The sequence below is a fragment of the Pseudogemmobacter hezensis genome (genome assembly GCF_013155295.1).
GTDB classification, from domain to species: Bacteria; Pseudomonadota; Alphaproteobacteria; order Rhodobacterales; family Rhodobacteraceae; genus Pseudogemmobacter; species Pseudogemmobacter hezensis.
Window position 1 is genome coordinate 145,438 of record NZ_JABJXT010000004.1, and the last position, 22,723, is coordinate 168,160.

General features: G+C 65.7%; 22 protein-coding genes. 11 read left to right on the top strand and 11 right to left on the bottom strand.

What is annotated here, in order from left to right; all coding sequences use genetic code 11:
- Positions 1–8: 8 nt before the first annotated feature.
- The 3 genes from HOY34_RS06285 to HOY34_RS06295 form a co-directional block, all read right to left on the bottom strand.
- A complete protein-coding gene (locus HOY34_RS06285) occupies positions 9–749 on the bottom strand; it encodes a glycosyltransferase (protein ID WP_172360954.1) in 741 nt (246 codons plus the stop codon).
- A 182-nt stretch (positions 750–931) separates the two neighbouring features.
- Complete coding sequence (locus HOY34_RS06290; RefSeq protein ID WP_172360956.1) at positions 932–2,374, bottom strand: sigma-54-dependent transcriptional regulator; 1,443 nt, start codon at positions 2,372–2,374, stop codon at positions 932–934.
- Positions 2,371–4,203 (bottom strand): sensor histidine kinase, encoded by a 1,833-nt coding sequence (locus HOY34_RS06295; protein WP_366926923.1) that lies wholly within the window; start codon positions 4,201–4,203, stop codon positions 2,371–2,373. Before HOY34_RS06295 ends, HOY34_RS06290 begins: the two co-directional genes overlap by 4 nt.
- 200 nt (positions 4,204–4,403) lie before the next feature.
- On the opposite strand from HOY34_RS06295, the gene HOY34_RS06300 reads away from it, so the two are divergent.
- The 11 genes from HOY34_RS06300 (at position 4,404) to pqqE (ending at position 13,323) form a co-directional block, all read left to right on the top strand.
- Positions 4,404–5,768, top strand: coding sequence for a dicarboxylate/amino acid:cation symporter (locus HOY34_RS06300; protein WP_172360960.1), 1,365 nt, complete (start codon positions 4,404–4,406; stop codon positions 5,766–5,768).
- Positions 5,769–6,048: 280 nt separating this feature from the next.
- Positions 6,049–7,014, top strand: a complete 966-nt coding sequence (locus HOY34_RS06305; RefSeq protein ID WP_172360962.1) for a glutathione S-transferase family protein — start codon at positions 6,049–6,051, stop codon at positions 7,012–7,014.
- Positions 7,015–7,205: 191 nt separating this feature from the next.
- Positions 7,206–7,676: a DMT family transporter gene (locus HOY34_RS06310; protein ID WP_172360964.1), complete on the top strand. Its 471-nt coding sequence runs from the start codon at positions 7,206–7,208 to the stop codon at positions 7,674–7,676.
- Positions 7,673–8,098: a DMT family transporter gene (locus HOY34_RS06315; RefSeq protein WP_172360966.1), complete on the top strand. Its 426-nt coding sequence runs from the start codon at positions 7,673–7,675 to the stop codon at positions 8,096–8,098. The genes HOY34_RS06310 and HOY34_RS06315 overlap by 4 nt, the downstream gene beginning before the upstream one ends.
- A gap of 98 nt (positions 8,099–8,196) precedes the next feature.
- Positions 8,197–8,883 (top strand): TetR/AcrR family transcriptional regulator, encoded by a 687-nt coding sequence (locus HOY34_RS06320; protein ID WP_172360968.1) that lies wholly within the window; start codon positions 8,197–8,199, stop codon positions 8,881–8,883.
- Entirely contained in the window at positions 8,880–9,914 is a 1,035-nt protein-coding gene (locus HOY34_RS06325; RefSeq protein WP_172360970.1) for a dipeptidase, read from the top strand. Before HOY34_RS06320 ends, HOY34_RS06325 begins: the two co-directional genes overlap by 4 nt.
- A gap of 66 nt (positions 9,915–9,980) precedes the next feature.
- On the top strand, positions 9,981–10,145 hold the full coding sequence (gene pqqA, locus HOY34_RS22375; RefSeq protein ID WP_366926924.1) for a pyrroloquinoline quinone precursor peptide PqqA: 165 nt from the start codon (positions 9,981–9,983) through the stop codon (positions 10,143–10,145).
- Positions 10,145–11,092, top strand: a complete 948-nt coding sequence (gene pqqB / locus HOY34_RS06335) for a pyrroloquinoline quinone biosynthesis protein PqqB (protein WP_172360972.1) — start codon at positions 10,145–10,147, stop codon at positions 11,090–11,092. Before pqqA ends, pqqB begins: the two co-directional genes overlap by 1 nt.
- Positions 11,080–11,850: a pyrroloquinoline-quinone synthase PqqC gene (pqqC, locus tag HOY34_RS06340; RefSeq protein ID WP_172360974.1), complete on the top strand. Its 771-nt coding sequence runs from the start codon at positions 11,080–11,082 to the stop codon at positions 11,848–11,850. The genes pqqB and pqqC overlap by 13 nt, the downstream gene beginning before the upstream one ends.
- Positions 11,843–12,133 (top strand): pyrroloquinoline quinone biosynthesis peptide chaperone PqqD, encoded by a 291-nt coding sequence (gene pqqD / locus HOY34_RS06345; protein ID WP_172360976.1) that lies wholly within the window; start codon positions 11,843–11,845, stop codon positions 12,131–12,133. The genes pqqC and pqqD overlap by 8 nt, the downstream gene beginning before the upstream one ends.
- Positions 12,130–13,323 carry a pyrroloquinoline quinone biosynthesis protein PqqE gene (pqqE, locus tag HOY34_RS06350; RefSeq protein ID WP_436645041.1) on the top strand — a complete coding sequence of 398 codons (1,194 nt, stop codon included), beginning with the start codon at positions 12,130–12,132 and terminating at the stop codon, positions 13,321–13,323. Before pqqD ends, pqqE begins: the two co-directional genes overlap by 4 nt.
- A 2-nt stretch (positions 13,324–13,325) precedes the next feature.
- On the opposite strand, the gene HOY34_RS06355 is transcribed toward pqqE, so the two are convergent.
- The 8 genes from HOY34_RS06355 to HOY34_RS06390 all read right to left on the bottom strand — a co-directional run bounded on the left by HOY34_RS06355 (position 13,326) and on the right by HOY34_RS06390 (position 22,654).
- Entirely contained in the window at positions 13,326–15,545 is a 2,220-nt protein-coding gene (locus tag HOY34_RS06355; protein WP_172360978.1) for an AMP-binding protein, read from the bottom strand.
- 221 nt (positions 15,546–15,766) lie between these two features.
- Complete coding sequence (locus tag HOY34_RS06360; RefSeq protein ID WP_172360980.1) at positions 15,767–17,053, bottom strand: replication-associated recombination protein A; 1,287 nt, start codon at positions 17,051–17,053, stop codon at positions 15,767–15,769.
- Positions 17,050–17,667 carry a hypothetical protein gene (locus HOY34_RS06365; RefSeq protein ID WP_172360982.1) on the bottom strand — a complete coding sequence of 206 codons (618 nt, stop codon included), beginning with the start codon at positions 17,665–17,667 and terminating at the stop codon, positions 17,050–17,052. Before HOY34_RS06365 ends, HOY34_RS06360 begins: the two co-directional genes overlap by 4 nt.
- A gap of 192 nt (positions 17,668–17,859) precedes the next feature.
- Positions 17,860–19,317 (bottom strand): cryptochrome/photolyase family protein, encoded by a 1,458-nt coding sequence (locus HOY34_RS06370; RefSeq protein WP_172360984.1) that lies wholly within the window; start codon positions 19,315–19,317, stop codon positions 17,860–17,862.
- Positions 19,318–19,470: 153 nt separating this feature from the next.
- A complete protein-coding gene (gene pcaF, locus HOY34_RS06375; RefSeq protein WP_172360986.1) occupies positions 19,471–20,676 on the bottom strand; it encodes a 3-oxoadipyl-CoA thiolase in 1,206 nt (401 codons plus the stop codon).
- Between the two features lie 42 nt (positions 20,677–20,718).
- Complete coding sequence (locus HOY34_RS06380; protein ID WP_172360988.1) at positions 20,719–21,117, bottom strand: RidA family protein; 399 nt, start codon at positions 21,115–21,117, stop codon at positions 20,719–20,721.
- On the bottom strand, positions 21,114–21,521 hold the full coding sequence (locus HOY34_RS06385) for an acyl-CoA thioesterase (protein WP_172360990.1): 408 nt from the start codon (positions 21,519–21,521) through the stop codon (positions 21,114–21,116). Before HOY34_RS06385 ends, HOY34_RS06380 begins: the two co-directional genes overlap by 4 nt.
- Positions 21,518–22,654, bottom strand: coding sequence for an acyl-CoA dehydrogenase family protein (locus tag HOY34_RS06390; RefSeq protein ID WP_172360992.1), 1,137 nt, complete (start codon positions 22,652–22,654; stop codon positions 21,518–21,520). The genes HOY34_RS06385 and HOY34_RS06390 overlap by 4 nt, the downstream gene beginning before the upstream one ends.
- Positions 22,655–22,723 lie beyond the last annotated feature (69 nt).

The window sequence follows — 22,723 nt, forward strand, 5'->3', positions numbered from 1 at the left end:
GGGCCCCCTTAGCGCCAAAGCTCGTCTACCCAGGCGACGGGCAGCACGCGCCGATACCATTTGCCAGAGCGCCCGATGATCGCGTCAGGCGGGTTGGGCTTGCCGTGGAAGACCACGACCTTTGCACCCTCGGGGATGCGGGCGGGGCGGAAAAAGCCCATCAGCCCGCGATACATGCAATGGCGCTTGAAGCTGACGCACCAGCCCTTCGGCCAATAGTCCATCTTGCCCTGGCGCGAGAAATAGGAGGTCACGAATTCCTGCTCATTGCGGTAATCGGTCTGGGCGGACTGCAGCCCTCCTGCCAGATGCGCGATCAGATCGGCATGCGCACCCGCGGTGAAGCGAAAGACCGAGGTATTGCCGGTTTCATCGCGCTTGTCCCATTCCTTGATCACGAGGAATTCGCCGGGCGGATCGAAGAAGGCATCCAGCGGCCCGGTGATGACGATATCGACATCAAGGAACAGCACCGGCCCGGTCAGATCATGCAGGGGGGCGGCAAAGACGGTGGCCTTCAGCCAGCCGTGCAGACGCGTCCAGCCGGTGGCGGCGTCAAACTCGGGGATGCCGATTTTCGGCAGCGGATCGGTTTCGATCCCGGGGGCGATGCCGGTGGCATCATCGGTGAAACAGACGAAACGGTAAGGGCGCGACATATTGCGCTGCACCATATTGTGCAGCTTGTTCACATAGTCCGGCCCGTATTTGGTGCCCCATTTGACGCAGATGATATTGACCAGTTCCATGCGTTTGCCCCGCAAATGATGCCCAACCACCCCCAGCCACATCCGGTGCCAGCCCTGTGCCACCTGGTGCCGCGCCCGGGGCGCAGAGGTCCCGTCTCTGCTATCGGGGCAGAGGCGGCGAAAGTCAATTCCGGGGCCGGGATAGGCCCCGGAATGCGCGGAACTGGGGGCCAGGCACGGCTTTAATGCCGGAATTGCGCCGGGTTGATGCCATGGCGGGCCATTTTATCGTAAAGCGTCTTGCGCGGCAGCCGCAGCTGCACCAGCGCCGCCGCGACAGAGCCGCCAGCCCGGCGCAAAGCGGCGCGGATCAGCTCTGCCTCATAGGCGGCGACCTGTTCGGCCAGGCCCGCCTCTGGGGGGGCGCCATCCGGATTGCCCCCCTGGCCGTCCGCGCCCCAGGGGGCAGGGGGCCCGAGTGTTGTCAGGCCAAAGGCCACGGCTTCGGCGAATTGCTGCAACTCGCGCAGATTGCCGGGCCAGTCATGCGCCGAAAGCCGCGCGGTGATCTGCGACGAGAGCGGCGGCACCGCCAGATTGAGCCGGCGGCAGGTCTGCAGCAAGAGGCGGCGGAACAGCGGCGGCACATCCTCGCGCCGCGCGGCCAGCGGCGGCACCCCGATCACGATCCCCGACAGGCGGTAAAGCAGATCGGCGCGAAATCCCTGCCCGGATTGGGGGCCGGATTGCGGGCCGGATTGCGCCAGCACCGACAGCTCGGTCGCGCTGCCGGTCAGCACCCGCATATCCAGCGGCCGGGGCGCGGTGCCACCTGCGGGCGTGAACTCATCCGCGCCAAGGATCGCCAGCAGCCGCGCCTGCAAGGGGGCGGCCAGCATGTCGATCCCTTCCAGAAACAGCGTGCCGCGATGGGCCTTTTCCAGATAGCCCGGCACCCGTCCGATGCGCGGTGCGCTGGCGGCCTGACCGAAGAAATCGGCGTCAAAGCGGGCCGGATCCAGCGCCGCGCAAACCACATGCACAAAGGCGCGGCCCCGCCTTGCGCCTTTGGCATGCAGCGCCCGCGCCACCGCCTCTTTGCCAACCCCGGTCTGGCCGATGATCAGCGCATCCACCCCCGCCTCGGCCACCCGGGCGATGGTCTGGCGCAGATGGGTCATCGCAGCGCTGTCGCCTGAAAGGCGCAGATCGCCCTCATCTTCGTCATCAAGGGGCCGCGCGGCGCGCAGCTGGCGGTTTTCCAGCGTCAGCTGCCGCGCCTGGCCTGCCCGGCGCAGGGCCGCCGCCAACACATCCGAGCCGACAGGCTTGGTCAGGAAATCCCAGGCCCCCGCCTTCAGCGCGGCCACCGCCATCGGCACATCGCCATGCCCGGTCAGAAGGATCACCGGCAGATCCGGGTCCATCGCGCGGATGCGGCGGTGCAGCTCGAAGCCGTCGATCCCGGGCATGCGCACATCCGAGAGGATGACGCCGGGATAATCGGGGCCCAGTCCTTCCAGCGCCTTTGCGGCATTGTCAAAGGGCTCTGTCCGAAAGCCCGCAAGCCGCAGCGCCTGGGTCTGGGCGGCCAGCAGATCGGTGTCATCCTCGATCACCCGCACCAGGGGCAGATCTGCGCCCGGCCCGGCGTTGGCTGCGCGGGCAGTCAGATTGCGGCTCATGTTGAAGACCCTTCTGGCAGGGGCAGGGGCAGGGTCAGGCGAAAGACCGCGCCCTGGCCGCTGATCGGCGGGTCTGCCCGCAGATCGCCGCCGAAATCGCGCAAAATATCCTGGGCGATCACCAGGCCCAGCCCCAACCCGCCGGGCTTGCTGGTCAGGAAGGGCGTGAAAAGCTGGCCCGCCACCCCGGGATCAAGGCCCGGCCCATTGTCGCTGACGCTGATCTCGACCTGATCCGGCCCGAGCGTCACGGTGATGGTGATCTGCGGATCGGGGCGGCCAGACAGCGCCTCTTGCGCGTTCTGGATCAGATTGACCAGCACCTGTTCCAGCCGGACGGCCTCGACCGCGACGCGCAGATCGGGATCGGGGTTTTCGATCAGGATCTCTGCCCCTTCGGCGCGGCGGCGGCTGGCGGTCAGCAGGACCGAGGCCTCGATCACCTCGCGCAGGATCACCGGGCGGGTTTCTCCGGTTGCTTTGCGGGCAAAGCTGCGCAGTTCGGTGGTGATCTGGGCGATACGATCGCTCATCCGCACGATCGCAGAGAGATTGTCGCGCATCTCTGCCGGGCCGCGTTTGGGCATCAGCGCCAGCGCGTTTTCGGCCAGCAGGCGAATGGTGGCCAGCGGCTGGTTCACCTCATGCGCAAGGCCCGCCGTCACCTGGCCCAGCGTCGCCAGCTTATTGGCCTGGACCAGATCGGCCTGCATGCCCGCCAGCCTTGCCTCGGCGCGGCGGCGCTCGGCCATCTCATCCTGCAGATCGCGGGTGCGGGCGCTGACGGCGGCCTCCAGCTCGTGGCGGTGACGGGTATCGGCGGCAATCCGTGCCTCGATCCGCGCGCTTGCCCTGCGGCGCGCCATCAGCACGCGGTCCAGCCCGAAAGCCAGCATGAAGAAAAGCGCCCCGATCCCGCCCGCCGCCGAAAGCGCCGCCTGCATTGCCCCTGCCGCCGGCACCGCATGGATCAGCTGCCAGCCCGGCGGCGACAGCGGCAGGCGCACCACCAGCCGGTCAGCGCCGATGGGTGGCGGTGGCGCGAAACGGTCCCCGGGGCGGTTCGAGATCACCACCTGCCCGGTCTCATCGGTGACCCATGTCTGCACAGAGGTCATATCGGGGGTCATATCGGGGGCCAGATCGCGGGCCAGATCGGGGGGCTCATCGGTAATCTGCTCCGGACGGGCGGCCCAGCTGCTCTCCAGTGCGTCAAACTCGACCTTGACCGCCACAACCCCCAGGGCCGCATCACGGCCACCGCCCCCCGTCGCGTCAGAGACCGCGCCAGCGATCACATGCGAGAGATAAAGCCCGGGCCTTTGGCTGACTGTGCCGAGCGCGAATTCCAGCGCCACCCCCTGCCGCATCGCCCCGGTGAAATAGCCGCGCCAGGCATAAGAGCTGCCGACAAAAGAGGCCGGCTCGTCCCAGTTCGAGGCGGCAATCGCCACCCCCTGGCGGTCCAGCAGATAGATCACCGCGCCATGGGTTTCCGCGCGCAGACGGTCCAGCTTGCGCGAGACCGCCTGATGCCCGCTGATGCCCCCGACCAGCAGCGCCTGGCGCACCGCATCATCATCCGACAGGATCGCCACCACGGCGCGTTGCTGCACAAGCGTGCTTTCCAGCATCTGCGCCCGGGCTTGCGCCCCCGCCTGTGCCTCATCGGTCAGCCGATCCGTCGCGGTCTTATGGGCCAGCCAGCCCAAAGCCGCCATCGCAGCCAGGATCAGGCCAAGCGCCAGCGCCCAGAACGCCGCCCGCGCCCGCAACTGCGGTATCACCCGCGCCCCGGCAAAGACATCTTTGGGCGAAGAACCTGTCACTCGGGCGCTTTCGTTTGTGTGGGTTTCCACATTACATAACATAGATTGTGCGAATTTCCACACAAAATTTCACCCGCTTCCCGGCCTGTTTCCTATGAAATCAACACATTGCCGCAAGGTGCTGAAAGACAAGGCGGCGCTGCACGATCCTGTATCACTTCCTTCACATATCTGTCGCTTGCCTGCCTGGAGGAGGAATCATGCAACCCGACACCACGATGCCGCAGCCTCATGCGGAGCGCCCCTTCTACCGCCATCTCTACTTTCAGGTGCTGGTCGCCATCGTGGCGGGCGCGCTGCTGGGCCATTTCTGGCCGCTGGTCGGCGAGGCGATGAAACCATTGGGAGATGGCTTCATCAAGCTGGTTAAAATGATCATCACCCCGGTCATTTTCCTGACAATCGTCACCGGGATCGCGGGCATGACCAGCCTGCGCGGCGTCGGATCTGTGGTGGGCAAGGCCTTCGCCTATTTCCTGTTCTTCTCGACGCTGGCGCTGGTGGTTGGTCTGATCATGGCCAATCTGGTGCGCCCCGGCGCGGGGATGAATGTCGATCCGGCGACGCTGGATGCCTCGAAAGTGGCCACCTATACCGAAAAGGCCCATGAAAGCACGCTGACCGGCTTTGTGATGGATATCATCCCCGACACGATGACCTCGGCCTTTGTCGACGGCAATATCCTGCAGGTGCTGTTCGTGGCGATCCTGTTTGGCGTTTCGCTGATCATGATCGGGGAAAAGGCGCGGCCGGTGATCACGCTGTTTGAATCGGCGGGGGCGGCGGTCTTTCGCGTTGTCGATATCCTGATGAAGGCCGCGCCGATCGGCGCTTTCGGGGCCTTTGCCTTTACCATCGGCAAATATGGCATCGCCTCGATCATCAACCTGGCGCTGCTGGTGGGCACCTTCTATCTGACCGCATTTCTGTTTGTGGTGGTGATCCTGGGGGCCGTCTGCCGGGCCAATGGCTTTTCGATCTTCCGCCTGATGGCCTATCTGAAGGCCGAGCTGCTGCTGGTTCTGGGCACCTCTTCCTCGGAATCTGCCCTGCCCTCGCTGATGGAGAAGATGGAGCAGGCGGGCTGCAAACGCTCTGTCGTGGGGCTGGTGGTGCCGACGGGCTATTCCTTCAACCTGGATGGCACCAATATCTATATGACGCTGGCGGCGCTGTTCATCGCCCAGGCCACCAATATCGACCTGACGCTGCAGCAGCAGATCCTTTTGTTGCTGGTGGCGATGCTGTCGTCCAAGGGCGCGGCGGGCGTGACGGGCGCGGGCTTTATCACCCTGGCGGCGACGCTTTCGGTGGTGCCTTCGGTGCCGGTGGCGGGGATGGCGATCATCCTTGGCGTGGATCGGTTCATGTCGGAATGCCGCTCGCTGACCAATTTCATCGGCAATGCGGTGGCCACCATCGTCGTCAGCCGCTGGGAAGGGGCGCTGGATACCGAAAAGCTGCATGCAGCGCTTGGCGGCGAACCCATCGACGCCGCGCGTCCGATCACCACGCTGAACGCGGCCCCTGCCGGGCTGAACCTGGGCGAGGCCAGCGCCGACTGAGCCAGCCTGACCACTGATCCGGCAGCGCCCCCCTTTGCGGGGGCGCTGTCATTTTCAGACGCATGTTTCTGCGCCGCCCCTTTTTTCTGGCCCCGCCTTCTGGCCGCCATTTCAGACCAGGCTGTCGCGCGCCTTCGCGGTCGATTGGTGAAATCACGAACAGATCCTGTGTGCGGATCGCTCTTTCCATTCGGGTCCGGCGGCCAGATATTCCGTGCCAGACACACGGCGGATCAACTGGAGATCAGGGTCCGATCCGCTTTCGCCCAGGAGACCAGAGATGCTTGTGAATGGCAAATGGACCGAAGACTGGCAGCCCGTCCAGGCGGTCGATGGCAAGGGTGCCTTTGTGCGCCAGACCTCTGGCTTTCGCAGCTGGGTCACCCCCGATGGCAGCGCAGGCCCCAGCGGAGACGCAGGCTTTCGCGCCGAGGCGGGGCGCTATCACCTTTATGTCGCGCTGATCTGCCCCTGGGCCAGCCGCACGCTGATCGCCCGCAAGCTGAAAGGCCTCGAAGAGGTGGTCTCGCTTTCCATCGTCGAGCCGGAAATCTCTGACCAGGGCTGGCGCTTTGCCACCCCCGACCCGGTCAATGGTGCCGAATATATGCACCAGATCTATACCAAAGCCGATCCGCAAATCAGCGGCCGCGCCACCGTGCCCGTGCTGTGGGACCGTGAGACGGGAACCATCGTCAACAACGAATCCGCCGAGATCGTGCGGATGTTCAACACGGGCTTTGGCACCCTGGCCTCTGGCCCCGACCTCTATCCCGAGGCCCTGCGCACCCGCATCGACGCCCTGAATGAGCGGATCTATCCGCGCCTGAACAATGGCGTCTACCGCGCGGGCTTTGCCACCACGCAAGAGGCCTATGAAGAGGCCTTCCACGGCGTCTTTGCCGAGCTGGACCAGCTGGAGGCCGAGCTGTCCGCCGCAGGCCCCTTCCTGACCGGGGCCGATTTCACCGAGGCCGACATCCGCCTGTTCGTGACGCTGGTGCGCTTTGACGTGGCCTATTTCGGGCTGTTCAAGACCAACCTGCGCCGGATCGCCGATTACCCGGCACTGTCGGCCTATATGGCGCGGGTGCTGGCGCTGCCGGGCGTACGTGAAACGGTCAGCATTGAGCATATCAAGCGCGGCTACTACTCGATCAAAAAGCTGAACCCGCTGGGGATCGTGCCGCTGGGGCCAGAATTGGGGCCAGAGTTGGGGCCAGAACTGGGAGCAGAATTCGGCTGACACGCGCCTGAACTGACACCCGCCCGCCAGAACGGGGCCGCACTGGTACAGGCGCGGCCCCGCTTGCGTCCTTTGGTCGCCCCTATATGGGTGGGCTGAAACGGGCGCGGCCTGCGCCCTTACGCCCGGTTGTATCAGGGCGGTGACTGTGGCTAGTCTCGGATCAGCCCCTTTCCCGTTCCGAGATCATGATGCCCGAGGCCCGCCTGCAAAAACCCTCGCCTTTCCTGCTGCTTGCCGCCTTTGGATCAGGGGCGCTGCTGTCGCTGATGATCCTGTGCAATGCGACGGTCACCGCCCATACCAATGGCCATTTCTCTTCGCTGGCGGCGCATGGCAGCGGCATGCTGGCGGCGCTGATCGTGCTGGCGGCGCTGCCTGCGGCACGGCGCAGCTGGCGGGGCGGTGCGCCGCTCTGGGCGTTCAGCGGCGGGCTGATGGGGGCGGTGACGGTGGCCCTGGGCACGGTTGCGGTCAATTCACCGCTGGCACTTTCGGGGATGATCGCGCTCGGGCTGCTGGGCCAGGTGGTCTATAGCCTGCTTGCCGACCGTTTCGGCTGGTTCGGCCTGCCAAAGCGCCGCCCCGATGGCCGCGACGCGCTGGTCGTCGGGCTGATCCTGGCGGGCTGCCTGCTGATCGTCTGGGGGGGCGCAGCATGAGCCTGATGATCTTTTTCGCGCTGCTGGCCGGAGTGCTGGTTGGCAGCTCGCGCTCGGTCAATGGGCGGCTGGCGCTGACGACTTCGGCGCTGATGGCCTCATTCTGGAACCATGCGGTGGGGTTCGGGGCGCTGGTGCTGGCGGGGCTGGCGGGCTTCAGCCTCTGGCCCGAGGGGGTGGGCGCGATCCCGCTCTGGGCCTGGGTCGGCGGGCCGCTGGGGGTGGTGTTCATCGCCTCGGGCAGCTGGCTGGTGGCGCGGCTGGGCGCGGTCGTAACGGCGATGATGGTGATCGCCGGGCAGATGGTCTCGGGCGTGGTGATCGATCTGATCCGGGGGCTGCCCGGATCGGGGATGATGCGGCTGGCGGGCGTCTTGCTGATCATCGCCGGGATGGTGATCGCCCAGGGGCGCAAACGCTGAGCCACCCTTGCCGGGGGCCGGCCCCGGCCCTGCAGTTTCCATTCCCGACCCGCCTGCCCTATAAGCGGCCCAGCCCAATGCCAGACAAGAGCGCCCCCATGCAGATCCCTGCCCCCGTCACGCCGCTTCCCACAGGCAAGATCCGCCGTGGTGACGTGCGCCGCCAGGAGCTGTTGCAAGAGGCCGCCCGCATCCTGCTGCGCGACGGGATCAGCCGCACCAGCATGGATCTGATTGCCACCGAGGCGCGGGCCTCAAAGGCAACGCTCTACCGCCATTTCGGCGACAAGCACCGGCTGGTGGTCGAGGTGGTCGCCTGGCTTTGCGAGGATTTCGTCCAGGATGTGCCGGTGCCCGGCCCCGAAATCGGCATGTGCGCGGCGCTGATGCAGATCCTGGAAGGGCTGACCCGGGTGCTGGACAAGCCGGGCCACCCCGATTTCTTCCGCCTGGTGGTCGAGGGTGCCCGCATCGACCCCGCCATCGGCCGCGCCTGGTATGACAATGGGCCGCAATTCTGGCACGGGCTGTTGCGCGACGTGATCACCCGCGCCCGTGCAAGCGGCGAGATCCCCGCCACCGCCCGGACCGAGCGCTATCCCGAACTGCTGTTCGACGCCGTCTTTGCCGACCGCATCATCCGCACCGCCGTCCTGGCCCCGGGCGATTCCGATGCGGTGCCGAATGTCGAAGGCTCGGTCCTCGAAACCCTGGTCGGCGCGGTCGAGGCGGCCATTCGCGGCGGCACCCCATTCCCCCCCATCCCTGCACAGGACCAGCCATGAGCACCGCGCTTTTCTGGTTTGACGGCCATAACGACACGCTTTTGCGCCTGTGGGAAGATCACCGCGGCAATGAACCCGCGGCCTTTTTGCAAGGCGCGCCAGAGGGGAAATCACAGGGCCATATCGACCTGCCAAAGGCCCGCGCGGGCGGGCTGGCGGGCGGGCTTTGCGCAATTTTCATCATGCCCGACCCGGATCGGCCAGACAAAAGCGCCAACGCGCCCCGCGTCGGCCAGGACCGGGCGCTGCGCGACACCCATGAGATGCTGGCCACGCTGATCCGCCTGGACCGCGCCGCCCCCGATGCCCTGCGCCTGTGCAAAAGCCGGGCCGAGGTCGATGCCGCCATCCGTGACGGTGCCTTCGCGGCCATCGCCCATATCGAGGGGGCCGAGATGATCGGCCCCGATCTTGACGCGCTTTATGTGCTGCATGCGGCAGGGCTGCGCTCGCTTGGCCCGGTCTGGAGCTCGACCAATATCTTCGCGCATGGGGTGCCGTTCGCCTTCCCCTCAACGCCTGATATCGGGCCGGGGCTGACGGCGGCAGGGCGCGATCTTTTGCGCAGCTGCAATGAGCTGGGGGTGCTTTTCGACCTCTCGCATCTGAATGAGGCGGGGTTCTGGGATGTGGCCCGCCTCAGCCGCGCGCCGCTGATCGCCAGCCATTCCAACGCCCATGCCATCGCGCCGCATTCGCGCAATCTGACCGACCGCCAGCTGGACGCGATCCGCGACAGTGACGGGCTGGTCGGCATCAATCTGGGCGGCGGCTTCCTGAACCCCGAGGGCATCCGCACCGCCGATCTGCCCCTGGATCTGATCCGCCGCCATGTCGATTACATCGCCCGGCGCATCGGCATCCGGCACCTGGGCCTTGGCTCTGATTTCGACGGCACGGTGATTCCCAAAGATCTGGCCGGGGCGCAGGATCTGCCCAAACTGGCTGCCCTGTTGCAGCAGGATTTCAACCCTGACGAGCTGGCGCAATTCGCCCATGGCAACTGGCTGCGGATGCTGGAACAGATCTGAGCCCTCTGCCCGCGCCCGCCCAGGTAACGAAACGCTGAAGTATCGCTATTCGCTGGAAACCGATCCGTGCCCGGGCTATCACTGAAGCTGCGGCAGCTCGTCGCAACGCCGGGCATTGGTGCCCCGCGTTTGCCAGTGATGGAGATGAAAATGGCCTGGATCACGCCCAAATACTTCGACACGCCGGTTGGCATGGAAATCAACATGTATGCCTGCGCTGAAGAAAAGTGATGACCAACCCGGCCGCCGCATCCGCCAGGGGGGATGGCTTGCATATCCTGATCCTCGGCGCGGCGGCCGGAGGGGGCTTTCCGCAATGGAACTGCGCCTGCCCCGGATGCCGGGCGGCGCGATCCGGCGGGGCCCCCGGCTCTGGCCAGTTCTCAATGGCGCTCAGCGCCGATGGCAGGGACTGGGTGCTGATCAATGCCGCGCCAGAGATCCTGCAGCAGATCCGGGAGACCCCCGCCCTGCACCCCCACGCGGGCCAGATCCAGGGTGACGGGCTGCGCCATTCGCCCATCAGCGCCGTGGTGCTGACCAATGCCGAGATCGACGCGGTGGCCGGGCTTTTGTCGCTGCGCGAGGGGGGCCGTTTTGCGCTTTGGGCCAGCGAAACCGTGCATGAGATCCTGGTGCAAAACAGCCTTTTCGCCGTGCTGCGCCCTGAAAACGTCAGCCGCCCGCAGCTGGTGCCGGATCAGCCCTTCACCGTGGCCGGGCTGGAGATCACCGCCTTCACCGTGCCCGGCACCCCCGCCTGGTATCTGCGCGACCACAAGGCCCCCGATGCAGGCGATACCCTGGCGCTGGAGATCCGCACAGCCGGGCGTCGCGCCGTGATCATCCCCGCCTGCGCGGGCGTGACCGGGGCGATGCGCGACCGGATCGAGGGCGCCGATATCCTGTTCTTTGACGGCACCCTTTGGCGCGATGATGAGATGATCCGCGCGGGCCTTGCGCAAAAGACAGGGGCCTCGATGGGGCATATGTCGATTTCTGGCCCGGATGGGGCCATCGCCGCGCTGTCGGATCTGCAGATCGGGCGGCGGGTCTTTGTCCATATCAACAACTCGAACCCCGTCCTTTTGCCAAGCAGCAGCGAGCGCAGAGCCCTTGGCCAAAGCGGCTGGGAAGTCGGCGAAAAAGGGGCCCGTTACACGCTATGTTCGATCTGATCCTTGACCCCGACCCCCGCCCCCTGACCAGCGCCGACCAGCTGGAGGACAGGCTGCGCCAGATCGGCGCCACCCGCTATCACAACCTGCATCCCTTCCACCGCCTCTTGCATGACGGGCAGCTGAACCGGGGCCAGGTCGCCGCCTGGGCCTTGAATCGCTATTATTATCAAAGCTCTATCCCGCTGAAAGACGGCATTGTGCTGTCGCGTTTCCGCGATCATGACCTGCGGCTGGCCTGGCGGCAGCGGATCGAGGATCACGATGGCGACACCCTTGGCGAAGAGGGCGGGATCGAGCGCTGGCTCTTGCTGACCGATGCGCTTGGGCTGGGGCGCGACTATGTCACCTCGACCAGGGGCATCCTGCCGGGCACCCGTTTCGCGGTCGACGCCTATCTGAATTTCGTGCGCGAGCGCAGCCCGCTTGAGGCCGTCGCCTCGGCCCTGACAGAGCTTTTCGCCCCCGGCATCCACAAAGAGCGCATCGCGGGCATGCTGGAGCATTATGACTTTGTGAACCCGAAAGTGATGTCCTATTTCACCCGCCGCGTTTCCCAGGCCACGAATGACGCCGATTATGTGCTTGATTTCGTGCGTAAAAACGCCACCACGCCCCAGGATCGGCAAAAGGTGGTCGAGGCGCTGATCTTCAAATGCAACTGCCTCTGGGCGCAGCTGGATGCGCTGCACCATGCCTATGTGACCGGGCTGATCCCGCCTGGCTGCTTTGACCCGAAAGAGCTGCCCGATGTCTGAACGTATCACCCTGACCGAGGCGATGGTGGTGCGGCTGAAACGCTCCAGCCGGTTGCGGTTTGACAAGGCGCGGGGCATCCACACGCTTCTGGTGCCCGAGCGCGTGGTGGTTCTGAACGAAAGCTCGGTGATGATCATCGAGGCGCTGGATGGCCGCAGCATCGGCGCGATCCTGGATGATTTCGCTGTCAAATTCACCGCCCCGCGCGAGGTGATCGCCGCTGACCTGCTGAAAATGCTGCAGGATTTCACCGACAAGGGCTATCTGGACATCACGCCGTGAAAGACGCGCCGCAATCTGAGGGCCAATCCGCGCCAAAAAGCCAGTTCGCGCTTTTGGGCGCGGCCAGCCCGGATCGCAGCTATGGTCTGCCGCTGGCGGTGCTGGCCGAGCTGACCCACCGCTGCCCGCTGCAATGCCCCTATTGCTCGAACCCGATCCAGCTGGAGCGCGCCTCGCGCGAGCTTTCGACCGAAGACTGGTGCCGCGCCATGGATCAGATGGCTGATCTCGGGGTGCTGCAGATCCATTTTTCGGGCGGCGAGCCCTGCATCCGCAAGGATCTGGAGGATCTGGTCGCCCATGCCACAAAGGTCGGGCTTTATCCAAACCTGATCACCTCTGGCGTGATGATGGACCGCGAGCGGATGATGCGGCTGGCCGATCTGGGCCTTGCGCATGTGCAGATCTCGATCCAGGGGGCGCGGGCGGGCACCTCTGACCGGATCGGCGGTTTTAAAAACGCGCTGCCGAAGAAGTTCGAAACCGCCGCCTGGGTGAAAGAGGCGGGGCTGGCGCTGACCATCAATGCGGTGATGCATCGCCAGAACCTGGATGAGCTGCCCGAGATCGTCGATATCGCCGTCCAGATGCGGGCCGAGCGGATCGAGGTTGCAAATGTGCAATATTACGGCTGGGCTCTGAAGAACCGCGAGGCGCTGATGCCGACCATCGCCCAGCTGAAAGAGACCACCGCCTTCGTCGAGGCCGCCCGCGCCCGCCTGCAGGGTATCCTGTCGATTGATTACGTGATTCCAGACTATTACGCGAAACGGCCAAAGCAATGTATGGGCGGCTGGGGGCGGCAGTTTTTCAATATCTCGCCCTCGGGGAATGTATTGCCCTGCCATGCGGCCGAAACGATCACCGGGTTGAAATTTGACAATATCCGCGAGCATTCGCTGGAATGGATCTGGCACAATTCAGACGCCATGAGCTGCTTTCGCGGCACCGGTTGGATGCCCGAACCCTGCCGTTCATGCCCGCTGAAAGAGGTGGATTTCGGTGGCTGCCGTTGCCAGGCCTTTGCACTGGCGGGCCGGGCCGATGCGACCGACCCGGCCTGCGAGAAATCGCCGCTGCATGCCTCGGTCTTTGAAACCGCGATGGCGGAATCGACCCATGGCCATGACCGCCTGATCTACCGCAATTTCAGCGGCACCAAAGAGGCGCCGCTGCCGCAAAAAGACTGAAATCAGCCCGGCTTCGCCGCCTCGGCCTCTTCAAAGCTGCGGGTCAGCGCCGGGTAGTCGATCTTGCCCGAGGCCAGCAGCGGGATCTTTTCACGCACCAGCACCTGGGCGGGCAAGAGGATGCTGCCAACCCCATTGTCGCGGGCATATTGCACCAGTTTCGGGCGGTCTGCGGCAGGCTCGGTCACGCAAAGGATGACCTGTTCGCCCGTGCGCGGATGCGGGCGCGAGATGGCGGCAACCGTCGCCCCCGGCCACAGCTTTTGCGCAAGGATTTCAACCGATTGCAGCGAGACCATCTCGCCGCCGACCTTGGCGAAACGCTTGATGCGCCCGGTGATGCGGATCAGGCCCTTCTCGTCGATCGTCACCGCGTCGCCCGTGTCATACCAGCCCTCGGGCGGCGGCTGCAGCACGCCGGGTTTGTCGTTCAGAATATAGCCTGCCATCACATTCGGCCCCTTGACCATCAGGCGGCTGCCGTCGATCCCGGCCATCTCGACCAGGCGATATTCCATCGCGGGCAAAAGCCGCCCGACGGTGCCGATATCGGGCTCTGCCGGGGTGTTCAGCGACAAAACGGGCGAGCATTCGGTCGCGCCATAGCCTTCCAGCACGCGCACGCCAAAGCGTTCCGCCCAGATCTTGCGGGTGCTTTCCTTGACCGCCTCGGCCCCGGCGACCACCGCCCGCAGCGTGGCGAAATCGCTGGGATCGGCGCGACGCGCCCAGCCGTTCAGGAAAGTATCCGTGCCAAAAAGCAGCGTTGCCTGCACCGAATAGGCCAGCTCGGGGATGATGCGGTAATGCAGCGGCGAAGGGTGAACCCCGGTGCGAATGCCGCAGACCAGCGGCAGGATCAGCCCCGCCGTTAGCCCGAAGGAATGGAACACCGGCAGCGCCGTGCAGGAAATATCCTGCGGCCCAACATTGGCCCGCGCCCTGATCTGCGAGATATTGGCCAGGATATTGCCGTGGCTGAGGACAACGCCCTTCGGCGCGCCCTCGGTCCCCGAGGTGAAAAGGATCGCGGCGGGGGTGTCGCGGGTCACATCCTTTGGCAGGCGGTTCAGGCTGAAAAGCGCGCCGAGTTTTGCGCCGGTGGTCAGCCCCGCCTTCAGGTCTTCCAGCCACAAAAACCGCACGCCCTCGGCCTCAAGGCCTGCGACGAAATCGGTCAGCCTGCCCTTTTCGACAAAGGTGCGGCTTGAAAGGATCATATCGGCCTTCACCACGCCCAAGGTGGTTTTCACCGCCGCGACGCCGACCGTATGGTTAAGGATCGCAGGCGTGACGCGCAGCTGCCACAGCGCATTCAGCACCGCCACCGCGCCAGGGGCCGTGGGCAGCAAAAAGCCCAGGTTGCTGTCTTTCTTCACATGCGGGCCGATCATCGCCACCAGCATCGCCGAGGTCAGCCGCAGCTTGCCGCGCGACATGGTCGTGCCCAGCACATCCTCATAGGCTATGGCTTTGCTGCCATGCACCGCCCGCGCCTCTGCCACGGCCTCGGGGATATTGTTGTGGCGGTCAAGCGCCTGATATCGCAGGGTTTCGGTGATTTCGCGCAGCGCCATCGTGGCGCGTTCACGGCGCAGCTTGCCGCGCAGATCCGGGTCAATCTCCAGCCGTTGCGGCGGCGCGACGCAGACCCGCACCTTGGGGAACCAGACCTTGCGCCAGCCATTTCCGGCCTTTGCCAGCTTTGAACGCTCCAGCCCTTCGATATGGATGGCGATCACATCGGCGCGGGCGGTATCGACCATCCAGGCCGCGCCGCCGGCGATTTTCATCGGCGCACCCGTGGTGGTGATGCGGCCCTCGGGGAAGATCAGGCAGGCCTCACCCTCAGAGACGCGCCGCGCCATGGCCTTGGCCGACATCGGGCGCTGCGGGTCAATCGGAGAGATGTCAAAGGCGCGGCCAAAGGCACGCAGCATCAGACCTTTGGCCCAGGTCGTATAGACCACCACATTCAGCCGCCGCCTGACCAGCGCCAGCACCAGCGGCCCGTCAAAGAGGCTGACATGGTTCGAGACATAGACCGCCGGGCCTTGGCTATCCAGATGCTCGGCGCCCTTGACCTCAACCCGGAACAGCAAAAGCGTCAGCCGGAAGATCCCCCGTGTCACCGCCCGGGGCGCGATGGCCCAGGCAACAACCAGGGCCAGCAACAATGCAAGAAGGCCAAGCACAAGGCCTGCGACAATCGTCAGAAACATGGGGCACTCCGGGAAATCTGGCTTGCGGGGGGATGGCTTTCATCCGCCCCGGCAGGAAAGACACGACCATTGCAGGAAATCCCGGCGGCGAAAGCCTCAGGATCCGGCGCGGGCAGACCCGCCGCGAGGGGCGCAATGTTACAACCTGTCATCAGGGCCGATAGTAACGCAGCCAGAGGCCCGGGCAAGGGCTTGTTGCGCCCCTGGCCGCCAGCACGCTTTTATGTGCGCTTTGGCTGCGGATAGCCGGGGATGCGGGCCCAGTATTCATCGGCCCGGCGCTCAAATGTGGCGGCGTCGCGGGCGTCGCTTTGGTAAAGGCTGCCGGGGGGAAGATGCGAATAGCTTTGCTCAACCCAGCCGCGCGGATCGTCATGGGGCAGCCTGTAGCCCACATGCCCAAGCGCCTCGGCCCCCTTGTAATGGGTGTCGCGCAGATGCAGCGGCACCTGGGCCGGGGCCTCGCGGGTGACATAGCTCAGGGCCTGGGCAATGCCGCGATAGGCCGACATGGATTTGGGCGCCCGCGCCACATGCAGCGCCGCGTGGGCCAGCACGATCTGCGCCTCGGGATAGCCGATCTTTTCCACCGCATTTGCCGCCGCCACCGCCGTTTGCAGCGCGGTATTATCGGCCAGGCCCACATCCTCGGAGGCGTGGATCATGATGCGCCGGGCGATGAAACGCGGATCCTCGCCGCCATGGATCAGCCGCGCCAGCCAGTAAAGCGTTGCATCCGGGTCTGAGCCGCGCATGGATTTGATAAAGGCCGAGACCACATCATAATGCGCATCGCCCGAGCGGTCATGGTTATCCGGCGCGGCGGCATAGGCCTCGTCGATCATAGCCGCGCTGACCGGGCCGTCATGGCCCAGAACTAGGCTTTCCAGCGTGGTCAGCGCCCGGCGCGCATCCCCGCCAGAGCGTCCGGCGATCTGGCGGATCTGGCCCGCATCCAGCATGGCGCCCGCGCCCTCGGCCTGCAGATGGGCAAGCCCGCGGCGGATCACCTCTTCCATCCCCTCAATCGTCAGCGGCTCCAGCTTCAGGATGGTCGAGCGCGAGACAAGCGCCGGCGTCAGCACGTGATAGGGGTTGCCGGTGGTTGCGCCGATGAAATCGACCGCCCCCTCTTCGCAGATCGCCAGCAGGTCATCGGTCTGGGTGGCGGAAAAGCGCTGCACCTCATCGACGAAGATCAAAAGCGGGCGCATCCGCGCCTCATCGGCCAGTTTGCGGATGTCGGCGACGCCTGCGCGGGTGGCGTGCAGGGGGCGGAACTCTTTGCCAAGGGTTGCACCGATGGCGCGGGCGATACTGGTCTTGCCGATGCCGGGGGGGCCGTAAAGGATCAGGCTGCCCAGCCGCCCCGCCGCGATCCGCCGCCTGAGGATAGAGCCGGGCGCCAGGATCGGCTGGCCAATCACCTCATCCAGGGTCTTTGGCCGCAGCGCGGCTGCCAGCGGCAAACGCCCATGCGGCCCGGCCTTGTCGAAAAGATCGCTCATCCGGGCTGGCCGTTCGGGGGCGCAGGCTGTCTGTTGCCGTTACCGTCAAACCAGTGAATTTCGGCCTCGATCTCGGCCATGCGCGTGCCATCGGCGGGGGGCTGGCCCTGGCGAAAGCTGCGCAGGCAGCGCAGGCCGGCAATCTGCATCTCGCCCGCCACGCCATGGCCCAGATGCGCGGTCATCACCCGGTCGATCAGGCGGGTGGTCAGCTCTTCGGGCAGGGCCACCGACGGGTCGGCGATGATCGCGGTCTCACGGCTGCGCCGCGCCTCATCTTCGTGCAGGATCCGCGTCACCTCGGCCCGGAAGGTGGCCTCGGTGGCGATATAGGCCTCAAGCGCGGGAAGGGATTTTCGCGCGGGCTTTTTCAGCTTCAGATGGCCGCTTTTATACAGCATCAGCAGGATCCGCGCGCCCACGGGCGAGGTCAGCGGGATATGCGCGTCGTGAAAGGCCAGCTCTTTTTCCTCACGCGTCAGGCGCAGCGAGAGGGGCCGCCCCTCCATCACGGTGCGGCGCAACAGGGCCTGGGCAGGGCTGCGGTGGACGTTCGGGATCATGTCGATCACCGAAAGCGCGGGCCTCATCAGCGCACGGATATCCCAGAGCATCACATTCCCCTTTCAGCCTGGCCACCGGATCGGCCCACCGGATCGGCCCACCAGACTGGCCACCGGATCGGGGCCTGGCAGGTCTTGGCCGTTCCGTCTTATTCATGCCCTCTTACCCGGCGCAAAGGCGCGGCGTCCAGTCGCAGCGCAGGGTTCATGCTGGCAGCCCGGCGGTCTTTGCGCCTTTGGGCGCTATTCGTCCCCGGTGCTGGCCACCGTGCTGGCCACCGTGCTGGCCTGGCGAAACCGCTCCAGCGCGGCATGGGCGCGGGTGCGGCCCCCGGATATGCGGTCGGGATCCCCGGCGCTCCAACGCGGTGCGGGCGACCAGGACAGGGGGGCTGCGTTCAGAAAAGCGGTGGCCTCTTCGCCCGTGGCGCCCTGATATCCCGCCAGCCAGCGGCGACGGTAAAGCCCCTTCGGGTCGTAGTCTGCCGCCTGTTTTTCGGGGTTGAACACCCGGAAATAGGGCGAGGCATCGGGGCCACAGCCCGCCACCCATTGCCAGTTCATCGCATTGGCGGCCGGATCCCAGTCGGTCAGGCACGCCTCGAAATGGGCAAGCCCGTGGTGCCAATGGGTCAAAAGATTCTTTGTCAGCCAGCTGGCCACCACCATCCGCACCCGGTTGTGCATCCGCCCCGTCACCCACATCTCGCGCAGGCCCGCATCGACCAGCGCCACGCCCGTTCGCGCCTGCACCCAGGCATCAAGATCGGGGCCAGGACCGCGCCAGGGGAAATCGGCCCATTCACCGCGCCAGGGCGCATGGGGCATATCGGGAAAGCTGATCAGCAGATGCCAGGCAAATTCGCGCCAGATCACCTCGGACAGGAATTTGCCGATGGCGCTTTCGCGGCCCGGATCGGCCTCGGCCTGGATCTGCGCACGGGCCCAGATGCTGCGCGGGCTGATCTCGCCCAGGGCCAGATGCTCTGACAGGCCCGAGGTTGCGTCTATATCGGGGCGGTCGCGGGTGCTGGCGTAATCGCCGACCCGGTCAAGGAAATCCTCCAGCCGCGCGAAAGCCGCATCCTCGCCCGCAGGCAGCGCGTGACGGGCCAGAACCGGGCCACCGCGCCGCATATCGGGGGCCAGAGCCAGCGCGGCGATGGGAATGGTCGGGAAGGGCAGCGGCGGCGGCGCATATCCGGTGATGCGGGCGGGCGCGTCGGGGGCGGGGCGCTCTGCCCCAAGGCGGCGCAGCGCATTGGCGAAGGGGGTGAACACCTTGTAAACGCCGCCCTGCCCGGTCCGCAAAGCGGCCGGATGCGCCAGCAAATGGCCCGGATGCAGCACAAGACCCGCGCCGATCCTGGCCCTCAGCCGCGCCTGCTGGCCGCGCGTCTGCGGCTCTGGCCAGTCGGCCTGATGCACGCGCGCCGCACCGACGGCCTGCATCAGCGCCGGCAATGCCTCTTCGGGCTCGGCCGCGACAATCAGAACGCCGCCAGCGCCGCGTTTTTTCAGACCCGCATCAAAGGCCTGCAGCGCCCGCTGCAGCCGCCAGCGCGGTGCAGCCCCAAGCGCCTTTGTCCGCGCATCAAGGCAAAACACCGCCAGAAGCGGCCCATCCGCCAGCGCCGCCAGCAGCGCCGGATTGTCGGAAAAGCGGAAATTGCGCGACAGCCACAGAAGACCCGCCGACATCTCAGCGCGGCCTGTGGCAAAGGCGGAGGGGCACGAAAGGCGACGAAATAGGCATGTCAGGTCCGGTAAAATGGCGCAGGCCGCATGGGCTGCACCACCTTACAATGCAGGCGACAGGGGCAAAAGGGCGGCTTTCGCCGTATCTGCCCCCTGTCAGAGCCGCTCCAGCGCGATGGAAATGCCCTGGCCCACACCGATGCACATCGTCGCCAGCGCATAGCGGCCGCCGCCCGCCGCCAGCTGCAGCGCCGCCGTTCCGGTGATCCGGGCCCCCGACATGCCCAGCGGATGGCCAAGCGCAATCGCGCCGCCATTGGGGTTCACCCGCGGATCCGCATCAGCAATTCCCAGCTGGCGCAGCACCGCCAGACCCTGGGCGGCAAAGGCCTCATTCAACTCGATCACCGACAGCTGATCCGCGGTCAGCCCCAGCCGCGACAACAGCTTTTGCGTCGCAGGAACCGGGCCCATCCCCATGATGCGCGGCAGAACCCCCGCCGTAGCCCCGCCCAGCACCCGCGCAATCGGGCGCAGGCCATGGGCTTTGACCGCCGCCTCTGATGCGATGATCAGTGCCGCCGCCCCGTCATTGACGCCCGAGGCATTCCCCGCCGTGACCGTGCCGCCCTCTTTCGCAAAGGGCGCCGCCAGCCCGGCCAAAGCCGCAAGCGAGGTCTGACGCGGATGCTCGTCCCGGGCCACCACCAGCGGATCCCCCTTGCGCTGCGGGATGGTGACGGGGGTGATTTCCTGCGCCAGCCGCCCGTTTTCCTGCGCCGCCAGCGCCAGTTCCTGCGAGCGCAGCGCGAAGGCGTCCTGATCCTCGCGGCTGATGCCGAACTCGCGGGCGACGTTTTCGGCGGTCTCGGGCATAGAGTCGATGCCGTATTGCGCCTTCAGCAGCGGATTGACAAAGCGCCAGCCGATGGTGGTGTCGTGGATCTCGGCCTGGCGCGAAAAGGCCGCGGTGGCCTTTGGCATGACGAAAGGCGCGCGGCTCATGCTTTCGACGCCGCCTGCGATGACCAGATCGGCCTCGCCCGTGCGGATCGCCCGGGCCGCCATGATCACCGCATCCATGCCAGAGCCGCAAAGCCGGTTCACCGTCGTCGCCGCCACATCAACCGGATAGCCCGCCAGCAAAACGCACATCCGGGCCACATTGCGATTGTCCTCACCCGCCTGATTGGCGCAGCCGAGGATCACCTCATCGACCGCCGCCAGATCCAGCCCCGGATTGCGCAAAGCCAGCGCCCTGAGCGGCACCGCCCCCAGATCATCGGTCCGCACCATCGCAAGGCTGCCGCCAAAGCGGCCGATCGGGCTGCGGATATAGTCGCAGATGAAAGCGTCCTGCATCGGGGTCTCCGGCATGTGAAATGGGCGTTTAAAAGAGATATCTCAGGCGGGAATGACGGCGGTGGCCTCGATCTCGACTTTGGCGCGATCCTCCATCAGGGCCACGACCTGCATCACGGCCATGGCCGGATAATGCCGCCCGATGATCTCTTTATAGACGCTGCCCAGCCGTTTCAGATCGGCGAGGTATTCCTCTTTGCTGGTGATGAACCAGGTCAGGCGCACCAGATGCTCTGGCTTTGCGCCCGCCTCGGCCAGCACCGCCACGATATTGCGCAGCGTTTGCGCGACCTGATCGACGAAATCATCGCTTTCGAACGCGCAATCGGCATTCCAGCCGATCAGCCCCCCGGTCACGACAAGACGCCCCTGGGCCGCCATGCCATTGGCATAGCCTTTGGCGGGTTTCCATCCGGGGGGGTGCAGGGTCTGAATGCTCATGTCGCCTCCTGAAATGCGATGAGTTTTGTGCGAACCGCCTGCGGCCAGGGCTGCGGGCGGCCATTTTCATTAACGAAAACCAGCGTCAGATCGCAGGTCAGGCGGTGAATGCCCGCGCCATGCGCCTCAATATGCAGGCTGGCCGAGCTGGAGCCCAACCGCACCAGCGAAAGCCGCCAGTCCAGCACCTCACCCAGCCGCGAGGGCGCGTGAAACACCGTCTGGATCTGCGCGGTCGGAACGCCGGTGCCCGCCGCCATCATCTCTTCATAGGGCCAGCCGGCAATCTCGCGGAAGAAATTTTCGACGACGGAATTGGTCATCTCGAAATAACGCGGGTAAAAAACGATCCCGGCAGGGTCGCAATGATTGAACTCAATGCGGATCGGGCGGGTATAGGTCATGACAAAAGGCTCCGGGCGATGACGACGCGCTGCACGTCGGATGCGCCTTCGTAGATACGCAGCGCCCGGATGTCACGATAGAGCTCTTCGACCTTGCTGCCGACCCGCACGCCGTCACCGCCATGCAGCTGCACCGCGGCGTCAATCACCTGCTGGGCGGCCTCGGTCGCGTAAAGCTTGGCCATGGCGGCCTCACGGGTGATGCGGGCCGCGCCCTGGTCTTTGGTCCAGGCGGCGCGGTAAACCAGCAAAGCGGCGGCATCAATCTTCAGCGCCATATCGGCCAGATGCCCCTGCACCATCTGCAAGGACGCCAGCGGCGCCCCCTGGATCTGGCGCGCCTGCGTGCGCGCCAGCGCCTCATCCAGCGCACGCCGCGCCAGCCCAAGCGCCGCCGCCCCGACCGTCGGGCGAAACACATCCAGCACCGACATTGCCAGCTTGAACCCCTCACCCGGCTTGCCGATCAGGGCGCTCTCAGGCAGGAACACATCGTCCAGCCGCAACTGCGCCAGGGGATGCGGCGCGATCACCTCAATGCGCCCCGCAATCGTCAGGCCAGGCTTGTCGGCGGGCATCAGAAAGGCCGACAGCCCCTTCGCGCCCGCCGCCTCGCCCGTTCGGGCGAAAACCACGTAAACATCGGCAATGCCGCCATTCGAGATATAGGTCTTCTCGCCCGAAAGCCGATATCCCCCCTCAACCCGCCGCGCCAGCGTCGCCGTATTGGCCACATCCGAACCCGCCCCGGGCTCCGTCAGCGCAAAGCCCGAAATCGCCCCGCCCGTCCGGGTCCGCTCCAGCCATTCGCGCTGCGCAGGCGTGCCGAACAGCGAGACCGCCCCCATCCCCAGTCCCTGCATGGCAAAGGAAAAATCCGCCAAAGCATCATGCCGCGCCAGGGTCTCACGGATCAGACAAAGAGAGCGCACATCCAGCCGCTCCCCCTCGCCCGCGCCTGAGTGGCGTAAAAAACCCGCCGCGCCCAGATCCCGCACCAGCCCCCTGCAAGCCTGATCGACATCCCCGTGATCGACAGGCAGATGCGCCCGCGCCCATTCCTCCAGCGCAGCCGCCAGCTCATGGTGACGCGCCTCAAAAAAGGGCCAGTCCAGAAAACTGCGATCACTCATTTCATCTGTCCCAAAATATCCTCGGGGGTCCGGGGGCAGACAGCCCCCGGCGGCATCCATTTCACACAG